The 18,192-nt window shown below is 37.4% G+C and carries 15 protein-coding genes; 12 read left to right on the top strand and 3 right to left on the bottom strand.

All coding sequences use genetic code 11. From position 1 onward, the window contains the following. Nucleotides 1-229: 229 nt before the first annotated feature. Together AC0L3W_RS13460 and AC0L3W_RS13455 are read right to left on the bottom strand one after the other, a co-directional pair. Nucleotides 230-964, bottom strand: coding sequence for a DeoR/GlpR family DNA-binding transcription regulator (locus AC0L3W_RS13460; protein ID WP_409440291.1), 735 nt, complete (start codon nucleotides 962-964; stop codon nucleotides 230-232). Further along, nucleotides 961-1,674, bottom strand: coding sequence for a glycerophosphodiester phosphodiesterase family protein (locus tag AC0L3W_RS13455; RefSeq protein WP_409440292.1), 714 nt, complete (start codon nucleotides 1,672-1,674; stop codon nucleotides 961-963). Before AC0L3W_RS13455 ends, AC0L3W_RS13460 begins: the two co-directional genes overlap by 4 nt. A gap of 311 nt (nucleotides 1,675-1,985) precedes the next feature. On the opposite strand from AC0L3W_RS13455, the gene AC0L3W_RS13450 reads away from it, so the two are divergent. The 7 genes from AC0L3W_RS13450 (at nucleotide 1,986) to AC0L3W_RS13420 (ending at nucleotide 10,532) form a co-directional block, all read left to right on the top strand. Then, nucleotides 1,986-3,014, top strand: coding sequence for a C4-dicarboxylate TRAP transporter substrate-binding protein (locus AC0L3W_RS13450; protein WP_290041059.1), 1,029 nt, complete (start codon nucleotides 1,986-1,988; stop codon nucleotides 3,012-3,014). Between the two features lie 249 nt (nucleotides 3,015-3,263). Continuing rightward, a complete protein-coding gene (locus AC0L3W_RS13445) occupies nucleotides 3,264-3,740 on the top strand; it encodes a TRAP transporter small permease (RefSeq protein ID WP_290041058.1) in 477 nt (158 codons plus the stop codon). Between the two features lie 7 nt (nucleotides 3,741-3,747). Next, nucleotides 3,748-5,031 (top strand): TRAP transporter large permease, encoded by a 1,284-nt coding sequence (locus AC0L3W_RS13440; protein WP_409440293.1) that lies wholly within the window; start codon nucleotides 3,748-3,750, stop codon nucleotides 5,029-5,031. 69 nt (nucleotides 5,032-5,100) lie between these two features. Continuing rightward, on the top strand, nucleotides 5,101-5,898 hold the full coding sequence (locus AC0L3W_RS13435; RefSeq protein WP_409440294.1) for an HAD-IIB family hydrolase: 798 nt from the start codon (nucleotides 5,101-5,103) through the stop codon (nucleotides 5,896-5,898). Nucleotides 5,899-6,317: 419 nt separating this feature from the next. Continuing rightward, a complete protein-coding gene (gene glpT, locus AC0L3W_RS13430) occupies nucleotides 6,318-7,688 on the top strand; it encodes a glycerol-3-phosphate transporter (protein WP_409440295.1) in 1,371 nt (456 codons plus the stop codon). 136 nt (nucleotides 7,689-7,824) lie between these two features. Further along, the gene (gene glpQ / locus AC0L3W_RS13425; protein ID WP_409440296.1) at nucleotides 7,825-8,901 is read left to right on the top strand and encodes a glycerophosphodiester phosphodiesterase; all 1,077 of its coding nucleotides are present in this window, start codon (nucleotides 7,825-7,827) and stop codon (nucleotides 8,899-8,901) included. A gap of 209 nt (nucleotides 8,902-9,110) precedes the next feature. Next, nucleotides 9,111-10,532 carry an MDR family MFS transporter gene (locus AC0L3W_RS13420; protein ID WP_290041053.1) on the top strand — a complete coding sequence of 474 codons (1,422 nt, stop codon included), beginning with the start codon at nucleotides 9,111-9,113 and terminating at the stop codon, nucleotides 10,530-10,532. A gap of 25 nt (nucleotides 10,533-10,557) precedes the next feature. On the opposite strand, the gene AC0L3W_RS13415 is transcribed toward AC0L3W_RS13420, so the two are convergent. Next, entirely contained in the window at nucleotides 10,558-12,192 is a 1,635-nt protein-coding gene (locus AC0L3W_RS13415) for a GGDEF domain-containing protein (RefSeq protein ID WP_418135295.1), read from the bottom strand. 546 nt (nucleotides 12,193-12,738) lie between these two features. Between AC0L3W_RS13415 and AC0L3W_RS13410 the strand changes: the two genes are divergently transcribed. The 5 genes from AC0L3W_RS13410 to AC0L3W_RS13390 all read left to right on the top strand — a co-directional run bounded on the left by AC0L3W_RS13410 (nucleotide 12,739) and on the right by AC0L3W_RS13390 (nucleotide 18,135). Continuing rightward, complete coding sequence (locus tag AC0L3W_RS13410) at nucleotides 12,739-14,088, top strand: ABC transporter substrate-binding protein (protein ID WP_409440298.1); 1,350 nt, start codon at nucleotides 12,739-12,741, stop codon at nucleotides 14,086-14,088. Between the two features lie 79 nt (nucleotides 14,089-14,167). Next, nucleotides 14,168-15,034: a carbohydrate ABC transporter permease gene (locus AC0L3W_RS13405; protein WP_290041047.1), complete on the top strand. Its 867-nt coding sequence runs from the start codon at nucleotides 14,168-14,170 to the stop codon at nucleotides 15,032-15,034. A 5-nt stretch (nucleotides 15,035-15,039) separates the two neighbouring features. After that, nucleotides 15,040-16,002, top strand: coding sequence for a carbohydrate ABC transporter permease (locus tag AC0L3W_RS13400; RefSeq protein ID WP_409440299.1), 963 nt, complete (start codon nucleotides 15,040-15,042; stop codon nucleotides 16,000-16,002). A 2-nt stretch (nucleotides 16,003-16,004) separates the two neighbouring features. Continuing rightward, a complete protein-coding gene (locus AC0L3W_RS13395; protein WP_409440300.1) occupies nucleotides 16,005-17,102 on the top strand; it encodes an ABC transporter ATP-binding protein in 1,098 nt (365 codons plus the stop codon). Nucleotides 17,103-17,115: 13 nt separating this feature from the next. Then, the gene (locus AC0L3W_RS13390; protein ID WP_409440301.1) at nucleotides 17,116-18,135 is read left to right on the top strand and encodes a LacI family DNA-binding transcriptional regulator; all 1,020 of its coding nucleotides are present in this window, start codon (nucleotides 17,116-17,118) and stop codon (nucleotides 18,133-18,135) included. The last annotated feature ends 57 nt before the right edge of the window (nucleotides 18,136-18,192 follow it).

Genomic DNA, 18,192 nt, shown 5'->3' with positions numbered 1-18,192 from the left:
TTTCCTTATGCTCGTTTGATCGTTAGAGTAATTATAATGGTTAAATTGATATCAATAAATAACATTGATAGCTACACGGCACCTTTCAACAATCTATTAAGAACGCTTCTAGCTTTTTCTTCGATTTACAATACCAATTCTATTTCACTTTTAATGTTACTCTTACTTACTAACGATATGTCATGGCAAGTGCTTTGATGTTAACTGCTTCTATATCAGGTAAAAAACTTTATTTTATAGATACTAATGAAAGCTCTGATGGAAGGTCAGTATGATTACTATAAATCTGATCAAATTCAGATAGTGCAGCGACTTTCACCGAGGCGGAAATCGTCCATTTAGTTGCATCGGCTACTAACCATGTTTGTCGTGAGTTTTTTACAATGCATCTTGATATTTCTGCTTCATCGGTTTCATGTTCCATTGCTGAGTGACTACTAGTAACTCCTGCACAGCCTAATATGCCAATATCTGCTTCAAAATTATTGAAAAATGTTGTGACATTATTACCAACAACATCTTGTTGCTGCGATCTAAATAGCCCACCTGCTATGTAAACTTCAATATCTGGATTCATTTCTAGAATTCGAACAACCTGTAGGTTATTAGTGATCACTCTGTGTTTGGTTTTTAAATAATAGGCAATACGTGTCACGGTTGTGCCTATTCCCATCATAATGGTTGAGCCATCAGGAATAGCATTAGCAACTCTTTTGGCTATTTTATCTTTTACATCAAATTGTATATCACTGCGATATTGATAACTGCTATTAGTCAATTGTGCTGGTAGGCCTACACCACCATGAATACGTCGAGCATACCCTGCTTTACAAAGTTGATTAACGTCCCTGCGGATAGTTTGCGTGGTCACTTGAAAATGCTCAGACAGCGTTTCTATCTGAACATCTTCCTTTTTACGTAAACGCAATAGAATATTTTGTTGGCGAGCGTTAAGTTTTATCATGCGTTAATAAATACATCTGGCTTATCGGTAATAATGAGGTCTACGCCCCAAGATCTAAATTTATCAGCTTGTGTTACATCATTAAGCGTCCAAATAATTAGTTTCAGTCCTGAATCTGTGATTTTTTTTGCCATCGTTTGTTCTAATATTTTATGATCAAGATGTACGCTATATAGGTTAAGTGGTTTTAGTTTTTCCAATGTAATTAATGGATCATGTTCGGTAATGTAACCTAAACGAATTTCTGGCATAACTTGATGACAGTGTGTGAGCGCTAATTCAGAAAAGCTAGACAAAATAAGTTTTTCATTCGGAAAGTTTACCTTCGCTAAAACTTTTGCAATCTCATCTACCAGCGGCTCCACTTGGTGTGAGTGGTGAATTTTAATCTCCAGGTTCATACTCAAGTCATTCTCCATAAAGAATAACAAAGTATGTTCAAGCGATATAATTTGCTCACCAATAAATGCTTCTGAAAACCAACTTCCGGCATCCAATGCTTGTAATTGACTCAATGTGAAATCAGCCACTAAACCATCACCGTTTGTACAACGATCCACTGTTTCGTCATGGAAGATGACTGGCGTTTTATCTGCGCTAAGTTGTGTGTCTAACTCAATCCATTTAGCACCAGATTGCAGTGCTTTTTTAAAACCTGATAATGTATTTTCTGGTGCTAATGAAGCTGCACCACGATGACCTGCAATCATAAATTTACCTGTGATGTTCATTTGAACGTTAATTACTTTGTTAATGATAATGTATTTTAGAAAATATAAAAGACCTAAAAATATAATGGATTGTCATATAAATTTAACAATTCATTGGTATTAGTACGTTCTGGTCTACATTTTTGTAACCTACTATTTGCACGATAATGATTTTCATATGATTCTAATAATGTTCATATGAATAATTTGTATGGTTCAACAAAAAGAACATACAGCTTATTTCACTATTTTTTTGTTCTAATAAACGAACTTATTTATTAAAGCTAACTTTACAAACAAAGGTACTATTTATGATAAAGGTAATCGGAACCGTATTAACAGCTGTTGCACTGCTTGTTGGTTGTGGCGAAAAACCTGCAGATACAACGAAAGGCGCAGAGGCTGCAAAAACAGTTGAGCCAATCGATATCAATATGAGTTTGGTATTTACTCAAAACGAATTGTTAACGCAAGAGCTAATTAAAGTGACTGATAAAATTCGTGAGCGTACAGAAGGTGGTGTGAACATCAAAGTTTATCCTGGTGGCCAATTACCAGTATATAAAGATAACCTTGAGCAAGTTGTTAATGGTGCGGATTGGATTGCTGTTGAAGATTTAAGTTACCTTGGAGATTATGTTCCTGACTTCGCTGCATTAGCTGGCCCAATGCTATATAACTCTTACGATGAATACCTAGCAATGATGGATACTCAGTTAGTCGCTGATTTAACTGCTGAAGTTGAAAAGAAAGGGATTAAAGTTTTAAACGCTGATTACATGTTTGGCTTCCGTCATATGATTACGAATAAAGAAATTAAAAACTCTGCAGATATGGCAGGTATGCGTATTCGTGTTCCTGGTAGTCAGTTATTCATTAGCACATTAACGTCGATGGGCGCTGCGCCTGCATCATTACCTTTCCCTGAAACCTACGCAGGTGTTCAACAAGGTGTTGTTGATGGCCTTGAAGGTTCAATTTTGACTATGTACTCAACTAAAATGTATGAAGTCGCTAAAAACATGTCATTAACTAAACATTTCTTAGGCACAGTAGGTATTTATATCTCACCTAAAGTTTGGGATAAATTTACACCTGAACAACAGCAAATTATTAATGAAGAGCTAGCGGCGGGGGCGATTTCAAACACCACTGAATTAGTTAAGTTAGATACTGAATACACTCAAAAGCTACAAGATCTAGGCGTTAAATTTAACGAAGTCGATAGTGCTGAATTCAGTAAATTAACCGCTGATGTTTATAACCAATTCCCAGCATGGAGCGATGATATTCGTAGCCGAATTGGTGCGGAACTTGAAAAAATTCGTGCTGCTGAGTAAGTAATATATCCGTTTTAAAAAGTACTATTAGGTAACTGCTTTATTGTGATTTCAATAAAGCAGTTATTTTTTTAACGTTAAATAAATATGACTAAAATTTCACCACACCATTCGCGATTGCTTCAATAATGAGTCTTTAACTGTCGTATTTTGAAGGTATAAGTTGGCTCTTTTATTGCCTTTTATACTGAGGCAAGTGTGTCTGGTAGAACAATTATTATATCAATTAGTTAATAAGTAGGAGAAGTCATGGGCTTCTTAATTAAAAATTTTGAAGAGATATTCGCATCGATTGCAATATCCATTACCATTTTGATGGTAATTATTAATGTATTCCTTCGTTACGGGTTTGGTTTTGTTGTGCCATGGAGCGAAGAACTGGCCGTTATCTGTTTTATTTGGTCAGTCTATTTTGGTATTAGCTCGTGTTACAAACATAAGTTACATATGGGGGTTGATGTTGTTATCGCATTATTACCTGAAAAAGCAAAAGTCCCATTTAATCTTGTCGTTTTATCATTCTTGTTAGCAATTAATTCGATTCTTGCTTACTTAAGTTTCGATTACATGATGCTATCAAATAAAGTTTCCCCTGTGATGGGCATGTCTTACTTTACGATTAACGGTGTGTTGTTTCTGTGTTTCTCTTTGATGACGATTCATACCGTAAATTTCATCCGAAGTGATTTAAAACAGCTGTTTAAAAAGCAACCCAATACTATATAGGTACACCGTGGAAATCTATCTTCCAATTATTATGTTGTTCGTTTTGTTTTTACTAAACGTACCCATCGCATTTTCATTAATCGCTTCTTCGTTGGTTTATTTTTTATTTATTAATACCTCGATCCCAGTTAGCTTAGTCATGCAGCGTTTTATTTCGTCTGCCTCATCTTTTCCATTATTGGCGATACCCTTCTTTATTATGGTGGGCTCTGTCATGAATTATTCAGGGATAAGTCGAAGTTTGCTGTCATTTGCAGATTCATTAATTGGCCATAAAACTGGTGGGCTTGCGCATGTGAACGTTGCATTAAGTACGTTAATGGGCGGAATTTCTGGTTCAGCTAATGCAGATGCCGCAATGCAATCTAAAATACTTGCCCCTGAAATGACCAAACGTGGCTATGACTTACCGTTTACGGCTGCAATAACCGCAGCTTCATCAAGTATTAGCCCTGTGATCCCACCGGGTATTAATCTTATTATTTACGCGTTATTAGCTAATGTTTCGGTGCATGAAATGTTTATCGCTGGTTATGTACCTGCCTTTATGATGGCGTTATCTTTAATGGTGACGATTGCAATCATTGCTAGGAGACGTAACTACGCACCGTCAAGAACTGAAGCGGCACCCACTAAAGAACGTCTGCATTATTTAGGTAAAGCTGTTCCTGCTTTATTAATCCCATTTGGCATTATTTTAGGGATGCGTTTTGGGTTATTTACACCGACTGAAGCTGGTGCGATTGCTGTTTTATTGTGTGCCATTATTGGGCTGTTTGTTTATCGTGAATTAAAAATTAGCCATTTCCCTGCCATTTTCAAAGAGACAATTCAAGGTACCAGTAGTGTCATGTTTATTATCATCGGAGCGCTGATTTTTGGCTACTACATGACTTTGGAGCAGATTCCCCAGAATGTAGCTTCTGCGCTAATTTTAGTTACTGACAACAAGCTCGTTCTATTAATGCTAATCAACTTATTGTTATTAATTGTTGGTATGTTCATTGAAGGTGGGGCGGCAATGATCATTTTAACGCCATTACTCTTACCTGCTGTACTGAACCTTGGGGTTAATCCCGTTCACTTCGGCATTATCGTGATTGTTAATATTATGATTGGTGGAGTAACCCCACCGTTCGGTTCGATGATGTTTACGGTTTGTTCGATACTGAAAGTAAAACTGTTGGATTTTGTTCGAGAGGTGTTGCCACTTCTATTCGCATTATTAGTTGTATTATTGCTGTTAACTTATTCAGAAGGTTTAGTGATGTTTTTACCTAACTTGCTATAAGTTGATCATCTGTTTGTATTTACTTAATCATTAAATACAAACAGATAAGGCCCATAGATATTAAGAGATATGATGAAATTACCAAAAAATACTTTAACTAATGAATGGAAAGACGTGCAATGGGTACTGACTGATGTTGACGATACATTAACTTGGCATGGTCAGTTACCACCAGAAACATTAATCGCTTTGTCTGCATTGCAACAGGCTGGTTTGAACGTCGTTGCTGTGACTGGTGCATGTGCAGGATGGTGTGATCATATCGCACAACTTTGGCCAGTTGACGCAGTGATTGGTGAAAACGGAGCATTTATTATGGAGAAAAAAAATGGATTTTTGACCGTTAATTCAAGCGAATCAATGTCTGTTATTGTTGAAAAGCAATCCATATTAAAACAACAAATAATGGAAATTTTGGCTGATTATCCAGAGTTAAATTTAACCTTAGATCAATCTTATCGTCTATGTGAAGTTGCCATTGATATTGGACAAAATCGACAACCTGTTTCTCCTGATGTTATTACGGAAGTTATTTATAAAATCAGAGCTTTAGGAGCAAATGCTACGGCAAGTTCTATTCATATTAATAGTTGGTATGGAGAGCATTCAAAAAAAGCGACGTCATTTAGTTTTTTACAAGAAAAAGGGCTATCTAACGCACAGATAATAAAGGAAGCCTGTTATATCGGGGATTCATTAAATGATGAGCTTATGTTTGCCAGTTTATCAAAAAGTGTTGGAGTTGCTAATGTTAAAAATTACTGGAGTAAGCTTAAACACCATCCCAAAGTTGTAATGTCAGAGCCTGGTGGTTACGGTTTTGCTGAGTTCTCTAAACTTTTGTTAGATGTAAAAGATGATAGTTAAGAGCAAAAAAGATATAACTGCTTCAAAGCATTGAGAAGTAAGTATGGCCACTTACTTCTCAACTTTTCTTGTCTGTAATGCTCTCTCATCGCTATTAATGTTATTTGCTTCTTTAATACTTTTTTCATTGCCTTCCTATTACCTCCTGCTTTTCTTTATTGTTAACAGTGTTGCTCTTTTGAGTGTTTTTTGAGCGACAATGTTTTTATTTCTTCTTTTATGTTCCTTTTCGTGCTTTTAATGAAGTTTTTATTGATTTGGATCATTTTTTTGTTCGTTTGTGATCTATTTATCGGAAGTTTTTGTTCGTTTGAGCGAATATGCTCCCGATTGTCTGACTGCAATAAAATTGTCATGTTTAGGCGGAAATAACTAAAGCTAGCAAGAGTGTTTTTTGCTATTAACCCAAGGAATTATTTATGTTCAAACTCTTTCGGCCATTAGCTCATATAGAGCAACGACCTCAAAATGAAATTGATCCTCTATACAAACGATTACGCTGGCAATTATTTTTAAGTATTTTTATTGGCTATGCTGGTTATTACTTAGTACGTAAAAACTTTAGCTTAGCAATGCCGTTTTTAATTGAAGAATATGGTTATAGCCGTGGTGACCTTGGGGTTGTGCTTGCTTCCGTATCTATTGCTTATGGCTTGTCAAAGTTTTTGATGGGGAATATTTCCGATCGTTCTAACCCTCGCTATTTCATGACTGCTGGTTTGGTGATGTCTGCCCTGGTAATGTTGTGTTTTGGCTTTATGCCATGGGCAACAGGCAGCATTACAGCAATGTTTATACTGCTTTTTCTAAATGGTTGGTTTCAAGGAATGGGGTGGCCTGCCTGTGGTAGAACCATGGTCCATTGGTGGTCGCACAAAGAGCGTGGCGGTATCGTATCTGTTTGGAATGTCGCACATAATGTTGGTGGAGGATTAATTGGTCCTCTATTCTTATTAGGGTTATGGGCGTTTAATGATGATTGGAAAGCTGCTTTTTATGTGCCTGCTTTCTTTGCTTTGTTAGTTGCTTTCTTTACTTTCTTGATGATGAAAGACACTCCCCAATCTTGTGGCTTGCCTGCAATCGAAGAATATAAAAATGATTACCCAGATAATTATGATGATTCTTTTGAAAAAGAGATGACAGCGAAAGAGATCTTTTTCAAATACGTATTTAACAATAAATTATTATGGTTTATCGCTATTGCGAATGCCTTCGTGTATTTAATTCGATATGGTGTTTTGGATTGGGCGCCAGTATATTTAAGTGAAGTAAAAGAGTTCTCTGTTGATAAATCTTCTTGGGCTTATTTCTTATATGAGTGGGCAGGTATCCCAGGCACTTTATTATGTGGTGTGATCTCTGATAAATTATTCAAGGGCCGTCGAGCGCCTGCTGGTATTTTATTTATGGTACTGGTGAGTATTGCGGTCTTTGTGTACTGGTTTAACCCTGCTGGTAATCCAACGGTTGATATGATTGCATTGGTTGCTATTGGCTTCTTAATTTATGGGCCGGTTATGTTAATTGGTTTATATGCATTGGAACTTGCACCTAAAAAAGCGGCGGGTACTGCTGCAGGCCTAACAGGGTTATTCGGATACCTTGGTGGTGCGGTAGCTGCTAATGCATTATTAGGATATACAGTTGACCACTTTGGTTGGGATGGTGGCTTCTTAGTGATCACTCTAGCTTGTGCATTCTCTATATTTTTCCTTATTTTGGCGATGATTGGGGAAAATAAAATTCATAAACAACGCCAACATGCTCAAGAAAGTGCAAATGCTTAAGTGAAACGAGTTGAGCTCGTTCATTAAGTGATAAGGTATGATTAGTACTTCTGTCAGGTAACGTAAACCCGTTTTACATTGTTAATGTAATACGGGTTTATTTTTTATTGGTTTTAAGACAAGGAACAACAACATCATGATTCAATTACGAAACTTAAAAAAATGGTTAGTGACGGCTTTAATTGCAATACCCTTAGCTAATAGTGCATACGCAGAAAAAATAGTCGTAGCTCACCGAGGTGCAAGTGGTTATTTGCCTGAGCATTCCATGTCAGCTAAGTCAATGGCTTACGCTATGGGGGCAGATTACATTGAGCAAGACGTTGTTATGACCAAAGATGATGCGCTGGTGGTATTACATGATCATTACTTAGATCGAGTCACTAACGTTGCTGATATTTTTCCAAACCGCAAGCGTGAAGATGGGCGCTACTATGCGATCGACTTTACTTTAGCAGAAATTAAACAATTGGATATGACTGAAGCTTTTACTATTAAAGAAGGTAAGAAAACAGCTATTTATCCAAAACGTTTCCCGCTTTGGCAATCTCACTTTAAAGTGCACACGCTACAAGATGAAATAGAAATGATTCAAGGGCTTAATACTAGTACTGGCCACGATGTAGGTATCTATGTTGAAGTTAAAGCTCCTTGGTTCCATCGCCATGAAGGGAAGGACATCAGTAGTGCTGTGTTAGATGTATTTAAGCAATATGGTTACACTAAAAAATCTGATTTAGCTTATTTGCAGTCTTTCGACGTTAATGAATTGAAGCGTATTAAAAATGAGTTATTACCTCAACGAAATATGGATATTAAACTTATTCAGCTAATGGCAGAAACAAGTTGGGGAGAAACCAAGGAATATATCGACGGTAAAGCTCAAGACTATAACTACGATTGGATGTATCAGTCTGGTGGAATGAAACTGATTGCTCAATATGCTGATGGTGTAGGGCCTTGGTACCCAATGGTGGTTTCTCCTGATTCTACACAGGGAGAACTTATTTTTACTCCTTTAGTTGAAAATGCACATGAAGCGGGCATGAAAGTGCATCCTTATACGTTCAGAATAGATGAAGGTCATGTCCCTGAATACGCAAAAGATTTTGAAGATTTTTTAAATATCTTTTTCTATAAAGCGAATGTAGATGGAGTATTTACCGACTTCCCAGATCGTGCTGTTAATTTTTTAAAAACAACTGAAGGTTAGTTTCTATTTATTAAACTAGCAATGCTTTTGCAGAGCATTGCTATGCTTTACTTACTTATAAAATCAATTCAAGTTATCAAAAGAACTGTTTATATTAAAAATAAATAGGTTGATGTGTTTTGAGATTCTGCCATCATTTACTTATTATTTTATCAACTATGAGTCATCGCCATGTTGTTCTTATCTCAACCTTATCCATTAGTTAACCTATGAGCACAGCACTTACCCGCCAGGCTTTCCTGATCTTCTTTTCTGCGGTCTTCCTACCGATGTTTTTGGCGGCTGTTGATCAAACTATTCTTGCCACCGCTACACCTAGTATTGTCGCTGATCTTGGTCAGTTACATTTGTCATCATGGATTGCTATTGGTTATTTATTGGCAACGGTTGCCTCTGTGCCTATTTACGGTTGGTTGGGTGATCGATATGGTCGTCGTAATGTGTTGGTTTGGGCATTAGGTATTTTTTGTATTGGCTCGGTAGTAGGTGCATTAGCCACTGATATGCCTGAGCTGATAATGGGACGAGTTATCCAAGGTTTAGGTGGTGGTGGTTTAATGAGCCTTTCACAAGCGTTGATTGCAGAGCTTATTCCACCAAGGCAACGTGCAAAATATCAAGGCTACTTTGCCTCTATGTTTGCTTGTGCCAGTATTGGTGGACCTGTCATTGGTGGGTTAGTAGTGACTCACTATACTTGGCACTGGCTGTTTTGGGCAAATATCCCCTTAGCGATGATCGCCGCTTGGCGTTTACTTTGCCTTACTCCTAAACCTATTCTAGAGCATAGAAATAAACCTATCGATTGGGTTGGGTTAACGGTGTTTCCGCTATTGTGTACCGTGTTTTTATATTGGGCTTCGGTAGGGGGGCAAGACTTCCAATGGATTTCGTTAACTAGTGCGCTTTATTGGTTGATCTTTGTGGTTCTAGGAGGCATTTTTTATCGTAATCAATGCCGCCATGCAACGCCATTTTTACCTAATCATTTGCTGGTGGATCGAGCCATTTATATTCCTTTAATCAGCTCATTATTATTTGCTTCGTGCATGTTTGCGCTAATTTTCTTTTTACCAATTTATTTACAGTTGGGCTTAAAAACCAATGCAGCCACTTCAGGTTTATTATTATTACCGTTAACCGGGGGGCAAATATTTGGGGCATTATGTAGTGGTCGCATTATGTCTAAAACGGGCGTGCCTAAATGGATACCTGTAATTGGTATGTCGCTGTCTTCATTAGGTTTTATTGCATTAGGTAGTTTACCACCAGAGCCTGTCTTAATCGGTTTCCTGGGGATGCTTTGTGGTATTGGTTTTGGGACAGTGATGCCTACAACACAGTTAGTGATTCAGACCGTGGCAGGTAAAAGTAATGTCGGCACGGTGACAGCGTTAGCTTCGTTAAGTCGTAATTTAGGTGCGGCGACAGGTACTGCATTATTCGGTGTATTGATCTATACGTTATTGCCTGGATTTGACCATAATACCAGTATTGAAACTCTGCGTAATGGGCCTCATGAACCAGTTGTGGCGGCCTTTCAAACTAGCTTTTACGTTGCTGCTGTGATTGCTGCTCTAGCAGCGTTAAATGCGGCGCGAGCACCGCTTGTTACACTGAGCAATGATTAATAGTAACTAGCCCGATTGTGTAGTTTTAATTGTTTGGGCTATTGTGGTCATGAGAGACTTGGTTTTTACCTCTCTTCTTGGCAATATATAAGAATTTATCGACCCTCTTAAATAGTGAGTATTTATCATCTTGTTTGGTTACTTCAGTTAAACCAATACTTACAGTGATCTTCATTTCTTCTTGATAAGTTAGATTTTTTCTAATCTCTGTTCGCATTTTATCAAGCACATTTTGACTGTTCAGTAGGTTAGTATTTGGCAGGATCACAATAAACTCTTCACCGCCTATTCTGAACACTAAATCACCTTCTCTTTTGTTAGTTTGCAACTGTTTAGCAATATCTTTTAACACGATGTCACCATAGCTATGCCCGTGATTATCATTTATCTGCTTAAAGTTATCTGCATCAAATAGACCGATAGAAAAAGTAGTATCATATCTTTGATATAATGAAATAAGTTCTTGTATTTTTTCATCGTAAGCTCTTCTATTTTTTACCCCTGTCAAAGTATCAATATAAGACAGCTCTTTGTTTACGGCTATTTGTTGATTTAATCTTGCGAGCATTTCGTTGTAACTTTTTATTAAAATACTGATATCTTTAATTCGAGATGTTTTATTGTCTATCATCTTGTTATTTTTTATCATGTGGCTTATTGATGATAATTTTGATGTTATTTCTCTCTTTTTAAATAACTCAAAGAATATTAGTACTAACAAAACTAAAACACTGATGAATAAAAAAGTGTTGAGGTTATTCCTTAGGCTATTATTTAATGGGGCTAAAGAGAATGTTGTTTTAATAAACAATAATGTCGCACTTTCTTCTCCGAATAGAGCTCCTGTTGCAGAGTAAAAATTAATTGTATTTTGTGCTTCATCTACAAAGCTCATTAGTTGTTCATTTAGAGGTACTATTTTTGCCAAAGATTTATTCAGGTTCACCTGTTTTCTATCTTGGTTTGCCAGGTCTTCTATTTCAGGATTGTTTAGCGCATTATTCAGGTCTAATAAAAATGCTTTTGTGGAAGCAGTCAAATTTTTAAATTCTTCATTTTTGGAATTTACATCTGCAGGTTGAGCATTGATTTGTTGTATAAAAAATTCGGTAGCTAAATATAATTTAATGGCGCTGCTTTCAGTGTTTAAGTAATGTAATTGTGTGTGTATTTCATCTATGTAATCTAGAGAAAAGCCAACTTGAAGTATATATTTTTGATCCTCAGATAGCTTCAGTAAATACCTTTTTAACTTAGCGTTAAGGTCTATTTTTGGGGAAGAAATATTAAGCTTAATTTTGTTATCGAATAGGCTGTTGAAGAGTGTTTTTACATCTTTAAATTGCCCTAAATCTAAGCCAATCTCTTGTTTAATTGAAGCTTGTTCAATGATGTAATCTTGATTAATGATTGCAACATCATATCGCCCAAACGTCACATTCTTATTTAGCTCTGTCACTGTTTTTTGTAGATCAAAATTCGATTTTTGATTTGCAACTATCTCAGATAGTTGGTCAAGCTTTTTAATATTTTCAGCTTCAGCTTGGATGAATTCATATTCTAATTTATCGAATATGGTTCTGAACTTTTCTTTTATTTCTAATGATTGGTTGTAATTGTCATTTATAAAATTTTCTGAGGTGCTTTGATTGGCCGCCATATACTGATAGTAAAGGCCTGAGAACACAATGATAAAAAGGCTAATGAAAGCAACAATGTTAAATGCTTTTAAGCTGATCTTATTATTTAACAAATTAGTTATCGACATAATGCTTAAAAATGTTACTTGGTTTCATGTTGTTTTTACTCATTTAGGGGTGGTTTGATATTACAGTATCAATTGATAAAGTAAAATTTTCTGTTTCTTTTAAATGTATGCCTATGTATTTAATAATTCTTTATTAAAAATGCTGCTATTAATTTTTAATAAATCGAGTGAAGTAGATTTAAGCTGAGCTGTATTCAATTTCGATTCCTACCTGACATCACAATATTACATTGATTTGAACAAATAGTGACCAACCGCACAATGATCAAAACCGGTTTTGATCATGCTAGATAACGAGACTTAGTTCAAATAATAACCAATGGCATTTGAGGTAGACTGAATTAAATAAATAAAATTACTCAAATAAAAGTGATTTTTTGAGTTGACTCCGACGCGATTAAACAGCTTTTAACGTTATTATCAAATGAGGAAAGAACAATGAAAATCAATAGATTAAGCATCGGACTTGTTGCTGCAAGCTTACCCTTTTGTAATTTAGCCAGTGCAACAACAGTGGAGTATTGGACTACACAAACACAATCAGACCGTCTTCAAACTATCGAGATCATGGCTGATGTCTTTGAGGCATTAAATCCTGGTATTGATGTGAAGGTAATTGCGGTTGATGAAAACGATATGCCTAAACAGATTGCGGCAGCGGCAGCTTCCGATACCTTGCCTGATATGATTGAGGTGGGCTCTGATTTGTCTTTAGCATTTGCAGAAGAGGGCATTGTAGATGCAAAGTCGAGCACTGAGTTAATTCAAACATTAGGTAAACAACGTTTTTATGCGGGTGCATTAAAGTTAGTAGAAAGTGCTGCATTGAACGAGTATGTGTCGGTTCCCTACAGTGGTTGGGTACAGGGAATTTGGTATCGTGCTGATTGGTTTAAAGAAGCGGGGCTTGCTCCACCGACAACTTGGGAAGCCATTGAAGCGGCAGCAAAGTACTTCTATAAACCCAGCGAAAATCAATATGGCATTTTAATTGGTACTAAGGCAGATAACTATGCTGAGCAGTGTTATACGCAATTTGCTTTATCCAATGATGCAGGTCAGTTTAATAAAGATGGCGAATTGATTTTTAATTCTGAAGCGCAAAAAGAAGTATTAGGTTTTTATACAAACTTAGCTCAATACAATCCCCCTGGCCCACAAAGTTGGCGCGCACGTGACTATTATCTGCAAGGTAAGTTAGCGATGTTCTTTTATTCTTCTTATATATTAGATGATATTGCCCTAGCGGAAGCGGCAGCGAGTTCATTGAGTTCTGAGAACTTTAAAGACTTAAAAGGCGCAGCCTTTGACCCTAATTTAGCAAAAAATACTCGTTTAGCGACCACGATTACAAATACATCGCCGTCGTCATTTGGCACCTTAGTTGGCTTCACCATGATGAAAAACGATAACCAAGAAGAGGTTAAAGCGACTAAAGCCTTTATTCAATATATGAATGAAAAAGACCAAGTCGTTGCTTACTCACATATGGCCGTAGGTGGGCATTTACCTATGCTGCGCGATATCGCTGAAACCGATGAGTTCCTCAATGATCCTAAAGGCATTTTTGCACAGTACGGTAAGCAATCCATTAAAGAGATTGTAGCTGGCTTTGATAGCATTAAAAATTTCTCAGTCGTCGATGGTAAGACCTTTCCTAAATCCGGTGAAATTTTTGCAAAACAGATTATTCCTCGCATGATTTACCGTGCTGCGATAGAAAATGAACCAACACAAAGTGTCTTAGACTGGGCTGAAAAACAGATGCAAATGGTGATCGCTAAGTAACAGTGCGCATTTAATTCATTTACCGTGTGATTATTGTCAACAGTAAGTGCACGGTACCTGATGACACGGGTAAGGAGAGATGATGACACCATTAGAGCGTGCTGAAGCCAGGTTTGGTTGGAAATTAGTGGCACCAACGATTGTGATTTTGGGATTGCTCATTTTATACCCATTGATGTACAACGTGTATTTAAGCTTTTTCGATGTGCAATTAAATGGATCTAAAACCTTTGTTGGCTTGGAAAATTATATAAAGCTGTTATCTAATGCTGATTATTATAGTGCCATTGCTACCACTAGCTTGTATCTATTGGGAACTGTAGTGGGCACCACATTACTCGGGCTAGCAATGGCATTATTGCTGCGTGATCCTTTTATGGGCAGAGGTTTAGTAAATGCGGCGATTATGTTGCCCTATGTAGCGCCTGTTATCTCAGTCGTATTTGGTTGGCAGTTTTTGTTTGATCCTATCTCTGGTGTCGTTAATTATCTGTTGGTTGATCTGTTAGGCTTGTGGAGTGAGCGGAGTAATTTAATTGGTGACCCAGATTCTGCGTTGTGGGTGGTGGTGTTATTTGATATTTGGAAACATGCTCCGATTGCTTACTTACTTATTTTATCTAAGTTGGTGTCCATTTCACGAGATCAATATGAAGCCGCTGCCATTGATGGGTATGGTCCAGTGGGGCGCTTTTTTCATGTGACTTTACCTGAGCTTTATTTTGTTTTAGCGACAGTGGTGTTGTTGCGCTTAATTTGGAATTTAAATCGTTTTGAAGACGTTTACCTATTGGCCCCGAATGTAGAAACCCTACCTATCTTTACTTATTACCAAGCTTTTACTGGCGTTATTGATCAAGGGTTAGCCGCAGCGACATCTGTTATTCAGTTAGGTGTGCTGTCCATCTTTATTTGGTTCTATATTAAAAAAATAATGAAGTGGTAACAATTATGTTGGGAAAAAAAACTATTAAAGGACGCATTGGATTTGCTTTAGCTATCGTTTTGTTAGTGAGCTTTAGCTTATTGCCTTTTGCACAAATTTTGTCGACTTCATTAAAGCATCAATATGATTGGGGAAACCCTTCGTTGATTCCACAAAGTATTAATTGGGATGCTTATAAGGAGTTATTAGGATTAACTGAAGTAGAGGAGGTAGAAATACCGGCGGCGATTCAAAAGATACTCAACAACCCTAAGTTATCAGCAGAGAAAAAGCAGGAGATTGCCGCTAAATATACAGCTAATGATAACCTATTCCCCTTTGGGAAGTACATGTTAAATAGCGTGATATTTTCCGTTGGTGCGGCTAGTTTCTCTTTAGTTTTTTCTGTGATGGGGGCTTATTCAATTAGTCGATTACGTTTCAAGGGGCAAGTCGTAATACAGCGCTCGGTGTTATTTGTGTATATGGTGGGTGGCGTGTTGTTGATGGTGCCACTTTATCAAATGGCGATGAATGTTGGGCTTGCTTCTTCTTTGTGGGGGAGTGCTTTTTGTTTGTTTCTTATTTACATTGTACAAACACTTCCTGTGGGTATGTATATGTTGGGTAACTATTTCCGTGGCATTCCCTTTGCACTTGAAGAGGCTGCGATGATGGATGGTTGCTCTCGTAAAGAAGCGATCATTAAGGTGGTGTTACCGTTATCCTTGCCTATGTTGGCTACGGTATTTATTTATTGTTTTATCATTGGTTGGAATGAATATTTATTTGCTTCAGTATTTTTAAAACAATATCCAGAATTTCACACTTTACCACTGGCTCTGCAAGAGCTGTTTGTATCAAAAAATGCAATTTGGGATCGTATTATGGCGGCCTCTATGTTGACGCTGGCTCCGATTGTAATTTGTTTTCTATTCGCATCTCGCTTTATGAAAGGCGGCAAAACAGATGGCGGGGTTAAAGGGTAATTATGGCTGCGATTAAATTAAAGAATATTGTAAAAAGCTTCGGTGATACTGCTGTAGTTAAAGGCATTGATTTAAGTATTGAGGATGGTGAGTTTGTGGTGTTAGTTGGCCCATCGGGCTGTGGTAAGTCAACTACATTGAGGATGATTGCTGGTTTAGAGCAAGCCACTTCTGGCGATATTGTCATTGGAGATAGAGTGGTGAACGATATTGAGCCACAACACCGTAATATTGCGATGGTTTTTCAAAACTATGCTTTATACCCACATAAATCAGTGAAAGAGAATATTATCTTTGCACTGCGTCGATTAAAGGTGGAAAACGATGATATTGAGCGACGCTTAACAGAAGTCTCTGAGATGTTACAACTCGAAGAACTGCTAGAGCGTAAACCTGCTGACTTATCTGGTGGTCAGCGTCAACGTGTTGCCATGGGGCGAGCGATTATCCGTGAAGCTGATCTATTTCTGTTTGATGAACCTTTGTCGAATTTAGATTCGAAACTGCGTAGTCATATGCGTACAGAAATAGGCAAAATACATAATAAATTCGGACGCACGAGTGTCTATGTAACTCATGATCAAGTAGAGGCGATGACCTTAGCGGATAAAGTGGTGGTATTGCATGATGGTTATATTGCCCAAGCCGGCACGCCAATGGAGGTGTATTTAAATCCTGCTAATGTGTTTGTTGCACAATTTATTGGTTCTCCTTCTATGAATATTATTGAGGGGAGGTTATTTAATGATCATTTACAGATAGATAATTACCGTTTACCTAGAAAGCAATTGTCCAATGTCGCTTTGCAAGGGGTTATTAATGAGCAAGGATTGCCGGTGAAAGTAGGTATTCGACCTGATTTCTTTAACGATAGCCGGTTATTTCCTGAAACAGATGGCACCTTTAATTTTAATCAGCTACAAATTGATTTAATAGAACCTATGGGCTTTGATAAAGAAATATTATTTAACCTCGCTGGTGGTGCGGTGAAAGCAAGGTTGGATTTACGTTCAGACTTTCAACGTGGTGACTATGTTGATTTGATTGTTGAACTATCTCGTGTTTTGTTGTTTGATAATGAAACTGATCTGCGCTTATAGGTATGGGTAAGAAATGTCTATTAAGCAATTAGCAGATTATTTAGGGCTCTCTAAGTCAACGGTTTCAAGAGCGCTAAATGGTTATAAGGACGTTAACTTTGATACCCGCTTAAAGGTACTAGAAGCGGCTAAAATACTCGGTTACAAAGCCAACCCCACAGCTCAACGATTAGCCTCTGGTCGCTCTAAGAATATTGGTATTATTTTACCTGCGAATGCACGAATGTTTGTGTCATCGGCTTTTTCAAAAGTGTTAGCTAGTGCCTCTGAGCTATTGATAAAGCAGGGGTATCAATTGATTGTGACGACTATTTCTCCGACTCAAGACGAACAGAAAGTCTATGTAGACTTTATTACTAGTGGTTTAGTGGATGGTTTGTTTGTTGTGAGAACTCGCCACAACGATCCACGTATTACCTTGTTAAAGGTGCATGGTTTTCCCTATGTTTGTTTAGGTTATGAGCCTGGTTATCAAGATGACCAATTTGTTGATGTGGGTAACCAACATGCCTTTTACCAATTAACAAAACGTCAAATTAAGGCTGGGCATCAACGTATTGCTTTTCTTAATGCTCCGCTGCAGTTTACGTTGGCGACGGCTCGTCAACAGGGGTATTTAAAAGCGATGCAAGAAGCCGCTCTGACGGTTGATAAACACTATTTATTGCATGGTGAACTTACTGAACGAGATGCCATTGAGATGACGGAACAATTAATGGCCTTAGCCACACCTCCAACTTGCATACTATGCGCTGATGATGCAATGGCATTCGGCGCGATGGTTGCTTGCGAAAAGCAGGGGTACCAGCCCGGTGTGGATATTGCGATTGCTGGTTATGGCAATTACGAACATAGCCAATATACCAAACCCTCAATTACCACGCTTGATTATGATACTCATGGAGTTGGCGAACAAATGAGTAAGTTGATATTGAATCAACTGGAGGTTCAAAACTTCACCATTCAAAATTGGTTTGAGGCCTCCATTATTATCCGTGAGTCAGATGTGATAAAAAATAATCCAACCTCTTAGTCACTTTTATAAGTGCACTTTAGCCTTTGAAATATCAGTTTTTTTAAAGTAATAGTG

It is taken from the genome of Psychromonas sp. KJ10-5, from assembly GCF_055808325.1.
This window is presented reverse-complemented; position numbering and strand designations above follow the sequence as displayed.